The following is a 14,578-nucleotide window of genomic DNA, read 5'->3' as shown; positions in this document are numbered from 1 at the left end:
ACTGCTCTGGCACGCCATCCAGCGGAATTGGCCTGTAAATTGCTCATCATGTATATACAGGTACGATCAATGCACAACGTATTTGTAGCACGGTCATCACGCCGCCCCCGTCAGACAAAGGAAAATAAAAATGAAAAAACTTGTCCTCGCAGCTGTCTTAGCCCTGACATCCACCGGCATCCTGGCCAAGGACTTGACCGAGATTCGCTTCGGCGTCGACCCGACCTTCGCACCCTTCGAATCCAAAAACGAAAAGGGTGAACTGGTGGGTTTTGATATTGATCTGGGCAATGCCATCTGCGCCGAACTCAAGGTCAAGTGCAAATGGGTAGAGACCCCGTTCGACAGCAGCATCCCTGCCTTGCGGGCGAAGAAATTCGACGCGGTGTTGTCGGCCATGACCGTTAACGAGCAGCGCAAAAAGAACGTCGCGTTCTCGGACCGTCTCTACAACTCCCCTAACCGATTGATCGCCAAAAAAGACAGCGGCTTGCTGCCGACCCCGGAATCGCTGAAAGGCAAACGCGTGGGCGTCGCCCAAGGCACCACTCAAGAGGCTTACGTCAAAGCCATCTGGGCGCCGCAAGGGGTGATCATGGTCACCTACCCCAACCAGGACCTGCTGTATCCCGACCTCGTCAGCGGCCGGATCGACGCCAGCCTGACCGATGCGGCAGTGGCCGATATCGGCTTTTTGCAAACCAGCAAAAACAACGGCTTCGCCTTCGCCGGCGACGCGGTGTCCAACATCGAGATCCTCGGCGAAGGCATCGCCATCGGTTTGCGCAAGGACGACCCGGTACTGCTCGAAGCCATCAACCGGGCATTGGCCGCGATGCACCAGGACGGCACCTACGACACGATCCAGAAAAAGTACTTCACCTTCGACATCTATAACTGAAGCCCGCGTCTGAACGGTGCCGGATCACCTGCATGCAGGTAATCCGGTGCCTTGCAGTTCACTTTCGTGCAACCGGTCTGCGGACCGTCGTTGCCCATGGAGCGACAGAACATGTTCTTACAGGGCTATGGCTCACTGATCGTCGACGGGACGCTGGCGACAATCCAGCTGGCACTGCTGTCGATGCTGCTGGCCGTCACGCTGGGACTGATCGGCGCGTCAGCCAAGCTGTCCAGGCAACCGGCCGTGCGCTACCTGGCAGCGGGCTACACCACGCTGATCCGTAGCGTGCCGGATCTGGTCATCATGCTGCTGCTGTTCTTCAGCCTGCAAATCTGGCTGAACAACCTCACCGAATGGCTGCAGGTCGAGCAAATCGATATCAACCCGTTCGCCGCCGGGGTACTGACCCTGGGCTTCATTTACGGGGCGTATTTCACCGAAACCTTTCGCGGCGCCTTTCAGTCCGTGCCGGCAGGCCAGCTTGAGGCAGCCGTGGCGTACGGCATGAATCGGCGCCAGGTCTTCATCCGCGTGCTGTTCCCGCAAATGATGCGCTTCGCGCTGCCGGGCATCGGCAATAACTGGCAGGTACTGATCAAGGCGACCGCGCTGGTGTCGATCATCGGTTTGATCGATATCGTCAAAGTCACCCAGGATGCCGGCAAGAACTCGATGGACCTGTTCTTTTTCAGCGTGATCGGCGGGCTGATTTATCTGGCCCTGACCACGGTGTCCAACGGTGTATTGATGTGGCTTGAGCGCCGCTATTCGGTCGGCGTCAGAGGTGCCCAGCTATGAACGAAATCATCCAGGAATACTGGAAATCCTACCTGTGGTTCGATGGGTATCAACTCTCGGGCGTAGCCATGACCTTGTGGCTGCTGGTTGCCTCTATCGCCATCGGCGGCACCCTGGCCGTGCCGCTGGCGGTAGCCCGGGTATCGCGCAATCCGCTGCTGCGCCTTCCGGTGTGGTTCTACACCTACGTGTTTCGCGGCACCCCCTTGTACATCCAGCTGCTGATTCTCTACACCGGGATTTACAGCCTGCAGGTGGTGCGCGACCAACCGACGCTGGATGCATTCTTTCGCGAGGGCATCAACTGCACGCTGCTGGCCTTTGCCCTCAACACGTGCGCCTACACCACGGAGATTTTCGCGGGCGCCATCCGCGCCACGCCCTATGGCGAAATTGAAGCCGGCCGCGCCTATGGCATGTCCGAGTTCACCCTGTACCGGCGCATCATCTTGCCTTCGGCGCTGCGCCGCTCGCTGCCGTTCTACAGCAACGAAGTGATCCTGATGCTGCACTCCACGACGCTGGCATTCACCGCCACGGTGCCGGATCTGCTGAAGGTCGCCCGCGATGTGAACTCGGCCACTTACTCCTCGTTTGAAGCCTTTGGCCTGGCCGCCGTGTTGTACGCGGTGATGGTCTTTACCCTGGTCTGGCTGTTTCGCCGCTGCGAAAACCGCTGGCTAGCCTTCTTGCAACCGCAGGCCCATTGAACCGGCGTCACCTGGAGAACATCGAGCATGTACAAACTCAGTATCGAAGGGCTGCACAAGAAGTACGGCAATCACGAAGTCCTCAAGGGCGTGTCACTCAAGGCCAAGGCCGGGGACGTGATCAGCATCATTGGCTCCAGCGGTTCAGGCAAGAGCACGTTTTTGCGCTGCATCAACTTTCTGGAACAACCCTGCGCCGGCAGCATCAAGGTGAACGACGAACCCATCCGCACCCGACAGGATCTGAACGGGGCACTGTGCGTGGCTGACCCGCGTCAGCTGCAGAAAGTGCGGACCAAGCTGGCAATGGTGTTTCAGCATTTCAACTTGTGGCAACACATGACCGTGCTGGAAAACATCATCGAAGCCCCGGTCCATGTGCTCGGCATCAAGCGCAAGGAAGCCATCGAGCGGGCGCGCCAATACTTGCACAAGGTGGGTCTGGCACCCGAGGTCGAAAGCAAGTACCCGTCTCACCTGTCCGGCGGTCAACAGCAGCGTGTGGCCATTGCCCGGGCACTGGCGATGGAGCCGGAGGTCATGCTGTTCGACGAACCCACCTCGGCCCTGGACCCGGAGCTGGTCGGTGAAGTGCTCAAAGTGATGCAGGCCCTGGCCGAAGAGGGCCGCACGATGGTGGTGGTGACCCATGAAATGGGCTTTGCGCGCAATGTGTCCAACCATGTGATGTTCCTTCATCAGGGGCTGGTTGAGGAGCAAGGCCCGCCGGGCGACGTGCTGGTCAACCCCAAGAGCGAGCGCTTGACCCAATTTCTTTCCGGGCGCTTGAAGTGAGCAGGCAAGTCGTTCAACAGGAGCAAGGCATGACAACAGGTTTCCCTTCACACCGCAGTTTTACCCTCCAGCGTGAGCAGTTCCTGGCGGCGGCCAACGAGGCAGGCGCACAACTTTACGAGTACCCGCATCCGCTTCGCGGCCCGTTCGGCGAGGCGCTTGGCACCGACGTTGCCCTCATTGGCAACCCCCAGGCAAAACACTTGCTGGTGGCCCTGAGCGGCACCCACGGTGTAGAGGGCTACTACGGCTCCGACTGTCAGCGCCAATGGCTGCACACCTTTGGCGAGCGCAGCCTGCCCGATGATGTCGCCGTGCTGATGATTCACCTGATCAACCCGTGGGGCACGGCCTGGATGCGCCGGGTCAACGAAGACAATATCGACCTCAATCGCAACCACCTGGACTTCAACCAGCCACCGCCCGACAACCAGGCTTACGAAGCGTTGCACGGGATCTACACCTGCGACCAACTGCGCGGACCGCAACGCGAACAGGTCGATGCCCTGCTCAATGCACGGGTTCAGCGCGACGGCTGGTCGGCGGTGATGTCGATTGTCGAAGCGGGCCAGTATCACCATCCCGACGGGCTGTTTTACGGCGGCAATGGCGCCAGCTGGTCGAATCGCACCTTGCACACGATCTTGCAGGAGCATGTGGCCCACGCCAGCAGCGTCATGTGCTTTGACCTGCACACCGGTGCCGGTGATTACGGCCATCCGATGCTGATGACCATCGCCCAGGCACCTTATCCGGCACTTGAGGATGCCCAGCGACTGTTTGGCCCGTGGCTGTTCACCCTGATGACCGGTGCTGGCAGCCACAGCGATACAGGCGTCGCCGCCACGGCTACCGGGTACACCTCGCAAGCGCTGATTGATGCCCTGCCGCACGTGCGGTTGATGCCGTTTGTGATCGAGTGCGGCACCTATCCCGGCGAGCAGATTCACGGGGTGTTGCGCGACGACCAGTGGCTGCACCTGCACGGTGACCTGTTCAGCCCGCAAGCCCGACAGATCAAACTCAAACTGCTGGAGCAATTCTTCCCGGCCGACCCTGACTGGCAAGAGCTTGTATGGGTGCGTACGCGGCAGATCTGGGAGCGGGCGCTAGCGTCACTTACCCGGTAGACCCTTGTCCTGTGGGAGCGGGCTTGCTCGCGATGGCATTAGCGCAGCGTGCCGGATGTGCCGTGTTGCTTGCATCGCGAGCAAGCCCGCTCCCACCGTTTTTTCGCGTATCCGACGCCTATCAGTTAAGAAAAACTAAAACACACAACAGTTTTAGACCTCTATTCTTACTCATGCGATGCCTCTTATTCTGGTCTCGTCCTCGCACAGGGCACCACCAGAATAATAAGGAGAGACCGCATGTTTATGCGCAACGCGTGGTATGTCGCAGCCAGTGAAACCGAGTTGGGTGAGGAGTTGCTTGCGGTCAAGCTGCTCAACGAATCTGTCGTGTTGTACCGCAAGGGTGATGGCACCCCGGTAGCCCTGGAGGATGCGTGTCCGCACCGCAAGCTGCCGCTGTCATTGGGCCGACGCAAAGGCGATGACATCGAGTGCGGCTATCACGGCCTGACCTTCGACTGCTCCGGCAGCTGCGTAAAAGCCCCTGGCAGCAGCCATGTGCCCAAAGGCGCCAAAGTGCGCAGCTACCCGCTGCAGGTGCGTTACGGCCTGATCTGGATCTGGATGGGCGACGCCGGACTGGCCGATGCCGACAAGATCTGTCACGTACCCGAGTGGGGCGATCCTGACTGGGGCCTGAACCGTGGCGACAGCATGATCATTCCTTGCAACTACCTGTACATGACCGACAATCTGCTTGATCCGTCCCATGTGGCCTGGGTCCACCAGTCCTCTTTCGGCAATGCCGCCTGCGCCCAGGAACCGCTGCAAACCACAGTGACCGATGTCGGCGTGATCGTTTCGCGCTGGATGCGTGACGTTGAAGTCGCGCCCTTCTATGCCAAGTTCGTCAAATTCAGCGGCCACTGTGATCGCAAGCAACACTACGAAGTCCACTACCCGGCCCAGGCCATCATCAAGGCCATCTTCACCCCGGCGGGCACAGGCAGCGATGACGGCGCGCTGCATGAGCAGGTATTCCTGATGAACTCCTACAACTTCATGACCCCCATCGACGACTCGAACACGCGCTACTACTGGTTTCAAGTGCGTAATTTCGACCAGGACAACGAGGACATTTCCCGTCAGTTTGACGAAGACGTGCGCCACGCGTTTGCCGAGGACCGGGTTGTACTCAGCGCTGTGCATCAGGGCATGACCCACAAGCGCAGCCCGAATATTGACCTGGCTTCCGACGCGGGGCCGCTGCGGTTTCGACGCAATCTCGCGCGACTGATTGCCCTTGAGCAACCCCAGGAACTGATTCCGCTGGTGTCCGCCCCGAATGCCGTGGAGGCCTGAGATGAGCACTCAAACACCGGGTTTCAGCGCCTGGCGGGTGATCGACAAGCAACCTGAAAGTGCAATCATCACCTCCTTCGTCCTGGCGCCCGCAGACGGTATCAGCCAGCTTGATTTTCGCCCCGGCCAATTCCTCACACTGCGCCTGACACTGACAGACCGCAGCACGGTGCTACGCAATTACAGCTTCAGTGCCGGCGCTACCAATGGGTGCCAGGTGCGGATTTCGGTCAAGCGCGAACCTGCGCCCTTCGACCAGCCCCATTTGCCCTCCGGGCTGGGCTCCAGCCATCTGCACGACTGTGTGCAGGTGGGAGACCTGCTGGAAGTGGCGGGACCGTCCGGCACGTTTGTGCTGGACGAGATCAGCACCCGGCCTGTGCTGCTGTTCAGCGGCGGGGTCGGTCTGACACCGATGGTCAGCATGCTCCACACCCTGAGCCAGCAATCCGGCCGGGCCGTGCACTTTGTGCATGCCTGCGAGAACGGGGCGGTACATGCCTTGCGCGAGGAGGTCCTGGCGCTGGCCGACAGGCGCTCGGGCATTGCCGTGCATTTCTGCTACCGCAACCCGGCTGCAGACGACAGAGGGCGTTATCACAGCGAAGGCCTGATCACGCGCCAAACCCTGCAACAGTTGCTGCCACTGGACGATTACGATGTCTACCTGTGCGGTCCCCGTCCGTTCATGCAGGCAAACTGGCGCCTGTTACGCAGCCTCGGGGTCGCCAGGGAGCGTATTCACTATGAATTTTTTGGACCGGCCGCCGTGCTGGAAGAAGACGAAGTCAGTGCGGTTGCAGAAACCGCCATCGTCCCGACTGCTGCACGCACGGATGACAACACCCTGAGTGTCTGCTTCATGCCGTCCGGCACTCGGGTGATGTGGAATGAAAGCTGTAACTCGCTGCTGGAACTGGCCGAACAGGCCGGGCTGGAGCCCGCCTTCAACTGCCGTGCGGGGCTGTGCAACACCTGCCAGGTCCGGCTGCAGGAGGGCACCGTGGAGTATCTGGAAGAACCCCTGGATACACCCCAACCCGGTGACATCCTGCTGTGCTGCACACGCCCCACCAGCGCCATTACCGTGCAGTTGTAGCCAGACACAAAAACGCCGGGGCAAGCCCGGCGTTTTTATGAATCTGGTTTCAGGTATTGGCCTGAGGGCGCTTGTGACGCTCCATGTAACGTTCGACATACGAACATGAAGGAATCACCTCGTACCCCATCTTGTCGGCGTAATCGAGCGCCTGCTCCGTCAATGCTGCCGCAATACCCCGACCACGCAGGGCGTTAGGCACGAACGTGCGATAGATATCCAGAGTCTGCTTGCCCAGATCCATGTAGGTCAGGTAAGCACGATGACCGTCGACAGTGGTCTCAAACTGGTGACCTGCCTGGTCATGGTGGATAGACAACGCCTCGCTCATCATTGCTCCTTCGCGGGTCTTGTACCGTGACCCCTACCTTACTGTTGTTTTTCCGCCGAGGGAACTACTACGCCATCAGGCACGCGCTGCCAGCACAGAATGTGTGAACCGGCCTGATTAAAGAGTAGCCACTCTCAATGCAAATGTTCAATTCATGGGGTCGGCAATTGTCCGCAAAACAAGCCTGCTCAAACGTTTCGTCAGCCCGACAACCTTAAAGTAGCCCTGAACATTTCCGGAAGGTTGAGGCTATGACGTAGAACCACACTTAAAGTCACGTTGTGCCCTCAACGAGCACGCCCCTGACCGCACTCCAAACTGACTGTTTTACAAGCACAATCAGTTAAAGCTAGCCTATCAACAATGCTGACCAAATATTTTTTTTGGTTCTTGCGCTAGGTCATTTTACTTACTACAAGTAATGGGTACTATGTACGCCGGCTGTTTCCTCACTTTGAAGGAGCAGCTTTAATTAGAAAGTCCTTGAAGGGGAACACGATGAACAACGTTCTGAAATTCTCTGCTCTGGCATTGGCCGCAGTTCTGGCTACCGGTTGCAGCAGCGTATCTAAAGAAACTGAAGCCCGTCTGACTGCAACTGAAGATGCAGCAGCTCGCTCCCAGGCTCGTGCTGACGAAGCCTACCGTAAAGCTGACGAAGCTCTGGCTGCTGCTCAAAAAGCACAACAGACTGCTGATGAAGCAAACGAGCGCGCTCTGCGCATGCTTGAAAAAGCAAGCCGCAAGTAATAGTCCTTCGGGATTGTTATCAAGCCGACCTATTTATAGGTCGGCTTTTTTATTGCCTGCCGGCCACTAAGCAGGCAATAAAAAAGCCGCCGAAGGTATTAACCGCGGCGGCTTTTTATTGCGCGTTTTTAGTGCGTTTTACTGCACGTAATCCAGAGACTGGCCATCCGCCACTGGCGAATTGGATATGCCGATCTCTGCAGGTATACCGGTCTCGGCACCCACAACAGGGAACGCCTTGTCCTTGTCTATCTGGATGTTGTTTTCCAGGGCTTTGTGCTTGAGCAAAAAGTTCATGAACGCGGCGTACTTGTTTTGCAAGTCTTCAGGGGTCAAATGGGACTTGTCGCTGACGGCCAGCAGCGAGCCATCCTTGACGTTCAACGGCTCATGGACCTCAAGGAAGACCTTGCCGCCGCTGACACCAATCTTGTACGGCTCGTTGATGATTCGCACCGGTGTTCCGACAGGCACTATTCGCGACATTTCAAGGACGTTCTGGTTCAGCATACGGAAGCAGCCATGGCTGGTTCCGGTACCAATGCCGAACTTGGCGTTCGAACCATGGATCAGGTAACCCGGCATGCCAAGCGTGAACTTGAAAGGGCCCAACGGGTTGTCAGGCCCTGCAGGCACGACGTTGGGCAGCGGATCGCCATTTCTGGCGTGCTCGGCCTTGATCGAAGCCGGTGGCGTCCAGGTCGGATTGGGTGTCTTGGCGGTGATCTTGGTCTGGCCCAGAGGCGAGCCCCAACCTTCGCGGCCAATCCCCAGCGGGAAGGTGTAGACCTTGCTCTGGTCCTTGGGGAAGTAATACAAACGATATTCGGCCAGGTTGATCACGATCCCTTCACGCTTGCCCGGCGGCAGGATGAACTGGGTTGGCAACACGATATCGGTGTCGACGATCGTACCATCCAGGTTCTTCTTGACCGGCAACCAGGCATCCACTCCCGGGTTGGCTGCGATCATTTCCGAATAGCCCAGTTCGTACTTGTTTCCCAGATCAGCAAAGGAGTCTTCGTACTTGCCCTTGATGACCTGCACTTCGCCGACCACATCTTCGCCAGGCGGTGGCAGCGGGAATTCAAGCGCAACAGCGGGACCCGCAACACAAAGTGCGGCAACTGACAGGTAGCGGGTGACGGCAGGTAGGCGCGACAACATCCGGAACATCCTTCGCATAATCAACGGGGGACAAAAAAGGGAGTGTACACCGCGCCCACGGGGAGCGTGAGCCGGCTAGGGCATCAAACAGGTAACATCATAGTTCAAAGCGTAACTCTGGCCAGATAGGCTCGGTGCCACGCCGCTGGGACTCGATAATTGCCCTGCACAGCGGGCATAGCCGGTGGTCTTGAAAGACCTTGCGAGTGACATCCGACCAGCGCGGCTGGGCAGGCAGCAACGAGCCACACAACGTACGGTCAATGGTGCCTCCCAGCTCCAATTGACGCGTCACCAGATGCACCCGTACCTCCTGGCAGGCGAACAGATCGAGCTGTTCGTCAGGCTCGATCAGTTGATAGGCATATAAAGACCAGGCAGGACGCGACATCGGGGGCTCCAAATCGGGGGGGCGCCACCTTAGCCGAAACACTGCCACTAGAAAAGCATCAAAGCAGGGGTTTTAGCGCCGGCCACACATTATCCAGCAAAAGCCCCTGCGCCCCGACCGCCGGGTGGATGCGATCGGCCTGCATCAGCTCGGGTTTGCCCCCCACGCCCTCAAGGAAAAACGGCACCAGCGGGACGTTTTTTTCCTTGCCCAGTTCGCCATACACGGCGGCAAAAGCCTGGGTGTAGCGCGCACCGTAATTGGGCGGCAACTGCATCCCCAGCAACAGCACCTTGGCACCCGCCTGCCTGGAGGCGTCAATCATGCCTGCAAGATTTTGTTTCAATTGCGCTGGCAACTGGCCACGCAGTCCATCGTTGCCACCCAATTCGACAATCACCACATCGGGTTTATGCTCTGCAAGCAGCGCAGGCAGGCGCGCAAGCCCTCCAGCGCTGGTGTCACCGCTGATCGAAGCGTTGACCACCTGGTCGTCGTATCCTTGCTCCTTGAGTCGCTGTTCGAGCAAAGACACCCATCCCAGACGGGTATCCAGTCCGAAAGCCGCGCTGATACTATCGCCAACAATCAGTATTGTTCCCGCCGTTGCCGTCTGCGCCATGCACATCAGGGCCAGAGCAGCACTTAAAAACCACACACGCATTGGATTCTCCATGGGCGAAAGTATTCTCACCGCGCAGAACCTTAGCAAAGTGGTTCCCAGCGCGGAAGGCGAGTTAACCATCCTGCACCCCTTGAACCTTGAATTGAGCAAGGGCGACAGTCTGGCGATTGTCGGCGCATCCGGCTCGGGCAAGTCCACCTTGCTGGGTTTGCTGGCTGGCCTGGACCTGCCAAGCCAAGGTGAAGTGATTCTGGCCGGTCGGGCCCTGAGCACTCTGGACGAAGACCAGCGAGCCCGGGTTCGGGCCGAACACGTGGGTTTTGTGTTCCAGTCGTTCCAGTTGCTCGACAGCCTCAACGCCCTGGAAAACGTCATGCTGCCCCTGGAGCTTGAGGGCCGAAAGGACGCCCGCGAACATGCCCGCCATTTGCTGGAACGGGTCGGCCTGGGCCAGCGCCTGAGCCATTCACCGCGCCAGCTTTCCGGCGGTGAACAACAGCGAGTCGCCATTGCACGGGCATTTGCGGCCAACCCGGATGTGCTGTTTGCCGATGAACCCACCGGCAACCTGGACAGTCACACCGGCGAGCGCATCACCGATCTGCTCTTCGAACTGAACAAGGAACGCGGCACCACCCTGGTGCTGGTGACCCACGACGAACGCCTGGCCCATCGCTGCCGTCGCCTGATCCGCCTTGAAGCTGGCCATCTGGTCGGCCCTCTGGAGCCCTGATGGCACGCCTGCCGCTGTTGCGCCTGCTAAGCCTTGCCGTACGCCAATTGCTGCGCGATGCCCGCGCAGGCGAGTTGCGCGTGCTGTTCTTTGCCCTCCTGGTTGCGGTCGCAGCCAGCACCGCCATCGGTTACTTCGGTGCCCGCCTCAATGGCGCGATGCTGTTGCGCGCCACCGAGTTCCTGGGCGCCGACCTGGTGCTTGATGGCAGCTCCCCGGCCCGTGAAGAGCAAATCAAGGTCGGCACCGACCTGGGACTCAAGCACGCTCGCGTGGTCGAGTTTGCCAGCGTGATCGCTACCGACAACGGCATTCAGCTGTCCAGCATCAAGGCGGCAGACGATGCCTACCCGTTGCGCGGCGAACTGAAAAGCGCCCCTCAACCCTATGCCGAAGAACAACCCGGCGGTGGCCCCAGACCCGGGGAAGCCTGGGCCGAAGCCCGACTGCTGACCGCCCTGGATCTCAACATCGGCGATCAAATCGATGTCGGTTCAAAAACCGTACGCATTTCCCGCGTACTGACTTACGAGCCTGACCGCGCCGGCAATCTGTACAGCCTTACCCCGCGGGTGCTGATCAACCTGGAGGATCTGGCCGCCACCGGGATCGTCCAACCGGGCAGCAGGGTCACCTATCGCGAACTGTGGCGAGGTGAAGCGCCAGCCCTTGAATCCTATCGAGGGTTAATCAAACCCGGCCTGGACCCCAACCAGCGCCTGCTGGACGGTCGTGATGGCAATCAACAAATCGGCGGGGCGCTGGGCAAGGCCGAGCGCTACTTGAACATGGCCAGCCTGGTGGCGGTCCTGTTGGCGGGCGTGGCCGTGGCGTTGTCTGCAACGCGCTTTGCCAATCGCCGCTTCGATGCCAGTGCCCTGCTGCGCTGCCTGGGCCTGTCGCGGCGCGAAACCCTGTGGCTGTTCACCTTGCAACTGGCCGTGCTCGGGCTGCTGGCGAGCCTTGCAGGCGCCGTGCTTGGCTGGCTGGCCCAACTCGGACTGTTCGCCCTGCTGCACGACCTGCTGCCCTCTGACGTGCCGCCCGGCGGCCTGATGCCGGCGATCGCCGGGATGGGCACCGGGCTGGTGGCTCTGGCAGGTTTCGCATTGCCGCCACTGGCTGCACTGGGTCGCGTACCGCCGCTGCGGGTCTTGCGACGCGACATGCTGCCGATCCCGGCCAGCACCTGGACCGTCTACGGTGCGGCGCTGCTGGCACTGGGCCTGATCATGTGGCGCATGAGCCTCGATCTGGTGCTGACGTTCGCCCTGCTGGGGGGTGGCGTGATTGCCGCGCTGGTGCTGGGCGGCATCCTGCTGCTGGGCCTGCAAAGCCTGCGCCGCTTGCTGGCACGCGCCTCGCTACCCTGGCGCCTGGGGCTGGGCCAGTTGCTGCGCCACCCGCTGGCAGCCGCGGGCCAGGCCCTGGCCTTTGGCCTGATCCTGCTGTCGATGGGCCTGATCGCCCTGCTGCGCGGCGAACTGCTCGACACCTGGCAAAACCAGTTGCCCAAGGACGCGCCCAACTACTTTGCCCTCAACATCCTGCCCGCCGACAAGGACGCATTCGGCGCCCACCTGATGACCCTACAGGCTCAGGCTGCGCCGCTGTACCCGGTTATTCCGGGGCGCTTGATCAGTATCAATGGCGAGCCGGTGCAAGACATCGTCAGCAAGGACTCCAGCGGCGACCGGGCCATTCAGCGCGATTTGAGCCTGACCTGGGCGGCCAACCTGCCTGCGGACAACGAATTGACCGCAGGCACCTGGTGGACCCAACAGCCAGCCGCCGATGTACCCGGCGTCTCGGTCGAAGCCAAAGTCGCCGAAAGCCTGAAGCTGAAATTGGGCGATCGCCTGATCTTCACCGTGGCCGGGGTCAACCGTGAAGCACAGGTCACCAGTTTGCGCAGCATCAACTGGGACAACTTCCAGCCCAACTTCTTCATGATTTTCCAACCCGGCACCTTGCAGGACTTGCCGGCCACCTACCTCACCAGCTTTTACCTGGCACCGGGGCACGACAAGGAAGTCATCGAGCTGTCGCGCCGCTTTCCGGCCGTGACCATTCTGCCCATCGATGCCCTGCTTGAGCAGTTGCGCAGCATCCTGGCGCAAGTGACCATCGCCGTGGAATACGTACTGCTGTTCGTGTTGGCAGCGGGCATGGCGGTGCTGTTTTCCGGCTTGCAGTCCACCCTGGACGAACGCATTCGCCAGGGCGCCCTGCTCAGGGCATTGGGAGCCGAGCGGCAGTTGCTGATCAAGGCCAGGCGCATCGAGTTCGGCCTGCTGGGTGCCACCAGCGGCTTGCTCGCAGCGTTAGGCGCCGAGCTGGTCAGCCTGGTGCTTTACCGCTTTGCGTTTGACCTGCCGTGGTCCCCGCACCCGTGGCTGCTGCTGTTGCCGGTGCTGGGCGCCTTGATGGTGGGGGCAGCAGGCGTGTTTGGGACGCGCAGAGCGCTCAATGCCAGCCCGCTGACAGTGTTGCGCGAGGGCTGATAGACTCGCGCCCTCCTCTGCACACGGATTGCCCATGAGCCGCTATCGCCCTCCCCGCCCTGCCGGCACCGCGCTGATCACCCCTGAAGGTGAAGCGCGGATGCGCGCCGAGCTGCACGAGTTGTGGCACGTGCGCAGGCCCCAGGTGACGCAGTCTGTCAGTGAAGCCGCAGCCCAGGGCGACCGCTCTGAAAACGCCGAATACACCTACGGCAAAAAAATGCTGCGCGAGATCGATAGCCGCGTGCGCTTCCTTACAAAGCGCCTTGAAAGCCTCAAGGTGGTCAGCGAAAAACCCAGCGATCCGAACAAGGTTTATTTCGGCGCCTGGGTCACCATTGAAGATGAAGACGGCAAACAGTCGCGCTACCGCATCGTCGGGCCCGATGAGCTTGACCTCAAGCAAGGCCTGATCAGCATCGACTCCCCACTTGCCCGGGCGCTGATCGGCAAGGCACTGGATGCCGAAGTCCAGGTACAGACACCCACCGGGGAGCAGTGGGTGTACATCGTCGCGATTGACTACCCGTAGTGCTCAGGGTGCCGTGGCCTGTCGGTACTGACGCGGGGTGAAGCCGGTCAATGCCTTGAACTGTCGGGTGAACGCGCTGTGGTCGGTGTAGCCGCACTGCAGGGCAACTTCAGTGATGGGGATATCGGTCAGCAACAGACGATGAGCATGCTCCAGACGAACCTTCTGAATCATCTGCCGCGGCGTAAGATGGAACACCCGCTTGCAGTACCGCTCCAGTTGCGCCACTGAAATCCCGGCAATGCGCGTCAACTCGCCCAGGGTCACGCGACGGTTGAAATGCAGGCGGATGTGCTCGTCTACCGCCGCCAGCCGCTGATAGGCCGGGTGAGTGTCACTGGCCGACTGCAGGTCAACCGAAATCCCGGCCAGGCCGATGATTGCACCGTCCCGGTTGTACAGGGGGCGCTTGTGCGTCAGGCACCAGCCCGGCTCCCGGCTCCCGTACAAATGCAGTTCCAGCTGATCTTCCAGTACCAGCCCCTGCTCCAGCACGCGTCGATCCTGTTCGGTATAGCCAGGCCCCAATTGCTCAGGAAATACCTCGGCGCTGGTTTTGCCCAGCAGGGGTTGCAACTGCTTCAAGCCGCAACGCTGCACCAGCGTGCGGTTGGCCAAGACGTAGCGCGCCTGAATGTCCTTGATAAAGATCGCGGCATTGGGAATCACATCCAGCATCGGCAGCAAAAGCGCAACGCCTGACAGCAACTGTTCAAGGGTCTCGGGACGACTCAGGTCGCTCCCCTGGCACAGGGTTGCAAAAGCATTCTGCGTCATGAGTCTCACTCCAAAACTGCACAACCT

Annotated in this window: 16 protein-coding genes; 11 read left to right on the top strand and 5 right to left on the bottom strand. The window is 60.0% G+C overall.

Going from position 1 to position 14,578, the window contains the following annotated elements:
• The first annotated feature begins 130 nt into the window (after positions 1 to 130).
• From VSQ83_RS07090 to VSQ83_RS07060, 7 genes are all read left to right on the top strand, one after another.
• A complete protein-coding gene (locus VSQ83_RS07090; protein ID WP_133079372.1) occupies positions 131 to 901 on the top strand; it encodes an ABC transporter substrate-binding protein in 771 nt (256 codons plus the stop codon).
• 111 nt (positions 902 to 1,012) lie between these two features.
• Positions 1,013 to 1,702, top strand: a complete 690-nt coding sequence (locus tag VSQ83_RS07085) for an ABC transporter permease (protein ID WP_219261614.1) — start codon at positions 1,013 to 1,015, stop codon at positions 1,700 to 1,702.
• Positions 1,699 to 2,412 carry an ABC transporter permease gene (locus tag VSQ83_RS07080; RefSeq protein WP_019827609.1) on the top strand — a complete coding sequence of 238 codons (714 nt, stop codon included), beginning with the start codon at positions 1,699 to 1,701 and terminating at the stop codon, positions 2,410 to 2,412. Before VSQ83_RS07085 ends, VSQ83_RS07080 begins: the two co-directional genes overlap by 4 nt.
• Before the next feature lie 27 nt (positions 2,413 to 2,439).
• Positions 2,440 to 3,207, top strand: coding sequence for an ABC transporter ATP-binding protein (locus VSQ83_RS07075; protein WP_326425859.1), 768 nt, complete (start codon positions 2,440 to 2,442; stop codon positions 3,205 to 3,207).
• 29 nt (positions 3,208 to 3,236) lie between these two features.
• Complete coding sequence (locus VSQ83_RS07070) at positions 3,237 to 4,337, top strand: DUF2817 domain-containing protein (protein ID WP_326425856.1); 1,101 nt, start codon at positions 3,237 to 3,239, stop codon at positions 4,335 to 4,337.
• A gap of 240 nt (positions 4,338 to 4,577) precedes the next feature.
• Entirely contained in the window at positions 4,578 to 5,642 is a 1,065-nt protein-coding gene (locus tag VSQ83_RS07065; RefSeq protein ID WP_219261591.1) for an aromatic ring-hydroxylating dioxygenase subunit alpha, read from the top strand.
• Between the two features lies 1 nt (position 5,643).
• Positions 5,644 to 6,741: a 2Fe-2S iron-sulfur cluster-binding protein gene (locus VSQ83_RS07060; RefSeq protein ID WP_326425853.1), complete on the top strand. Its 1,098-nt coding sequence runs from the start codon at positions 5,644 to 5,646 to the stop codon at positions 6,739 to 6,741.
• A 49-nt stretch (positions 6,742 to 6,790) separates the two neighbouring features.
• Here VSQ83_RS07060 and VSQ83_RS07055 read toward each other — a convergent pair whose 3' ends face one another.
• Entirely contained in the window at positions 6,791 to 7,072 is a 282-nt protein-coding gene (locus tag VSQ83_RS07055) for a GNAT family N-acetyltransferase (protein WP_019827604.1), read from the bottom strand.
• A gap of 498 nt (positions 7,073 to 7,570) precedes the next feature.
• Here VSQ83_RS07055 and oprI point away from each other — a divergent pair, with 498 nt between their 5' ends.
• Entirely contained in the window at positions 7,571 to 7,822 is a 252-nt protein-coding gene (gene oprI / locus VSQ83_RS07050; protein WP_003172710.1) for an outer membrane lipoprotei OprI, read from the top strand.
• Between the two features lie 138 nt (positions 7,823 to 7,960).
• On the opposite strand, the gene VSQ83_RS07045 is transcribed toward oprI, so the two are convergent.
• The 3 genes from VSQ83_RS07045 to VSQ83_RS07035 all read right to left on the bottom strand — a co-directional run bounded on the left by VSQ83_RS07045 (position 7,961) and on the right by VSQ83_RS07035 (position 10,044).
• On the bottom strand, positions 7,961 to 8,989 hold the full coding sequence (locus VSQ83_RS07045; RefSeq protein WP_219261593.1) for a L,D-transpeptidase family protein: 1,029 nt from the start codon (positions 8,987 to 8,989) through the stop codon (positions 7,961 to 7,963).
• 97 nt (positions 8,990 to 9,086) lie between these two features.
• Positions 9,087 to 9,380, bottom strand: a complete 294-nt coding sequence (locus tag VSQ83_RS07040; RefSeq protein ID WP_003446817.1) for a hypothetical protein — start codon at positions 9,378 to 9,380, stop codon at positions 9,087 to 9,089.
• Positions 9,381 to 9,438: 58 nt separating this feature from the next.
• On the bottom strand, positions 9,439 to 10,044 hold the full coding sequence (locus tag VSQ83_RS07035) for an arylesterase (RefSeq protein ID WP_326425851.1): 606 nt from the start codon (positions 10,042 to 10,044) through the stop codon (positions 9,439 to 9,441).
• 10 nt (positions 10,045 to 10,054) lie between these two features.
• Between VSQ83_RS07035 and VSQ83_RS07030 the strand changes: the two genes are divergently transcribed.
• The 3 genes from VSQ83_RS07030 to greB are packed head-to-tail and all read left to right on the top strand — an operon-like array spanning position 10,055 to position 13,774.
• On the top strand, positions 10,055 to 10,738 hold the full coding sequence (locus VSQ83_RS07030; protein WP_133079363.1) for an ABC transporter ATP-binding protein: 684 nt from the start codon (positions 10,055 to 10,057) through the stop codon (positions 10,736 to 10,738).
• Positions 10,738 to 13,242, top strand: coding sequence for an ABC transporter permease (locus tag VSQ83_RS07025; protein ID WP_326425849.1), 2,505 nt, complete (start codon positions 10,738 to 10,740; stop codon positions 13,240 to 13,242). The genes VSQ83_RS07030 and VSQ83_RS07025 overlap by 1 nt, the downstream gene beginning before the upstream one ends.
• Before the next feature lie 34 nt (positions 13,243 to 13,276).
• Entirely contained in the window at positions 13,277 to 13,774 is a 498-nt protein-coding gene (gene greB, locus VSQ83_RS07020; RefSeq protein WP_133079361.1) for a transcription elongation factor GreB, read from the top strand.
• A 3-nt stretch (positions 13,775 to 13,777) separates the two neighbouring features.
• On the opposite strand, the gene VSQ83_RS07015 is transcribed toward greB, so the two are convergent.
• Positions 13,778 to 14,551: an AraC family transcriptional regulator gene (locus tag VSQ83_RS07015; RefSeq protein WP_219261596.1), complete on the bottom strand. Its 774-nt coding sequence runs from the start codon at positions 14,549 to 14,551 to the stop codon at positions 13,778 to 13,780.
• Positions 14,552 to 14,578 lie beyond the last annotated feature (27 nt).

The organism is Pseudomonas sp. DSV-1, from assembly GCF_035830915.1.
GTDB lineage: Bacteria > Pseudomonadota > Gammaproteobacteria > Pseudomonadales > Pseudomonadaceae > Aquipseudomonas.
This window is presented reverse-complemented; position numbering and strand designations above follow the sequence as displayed.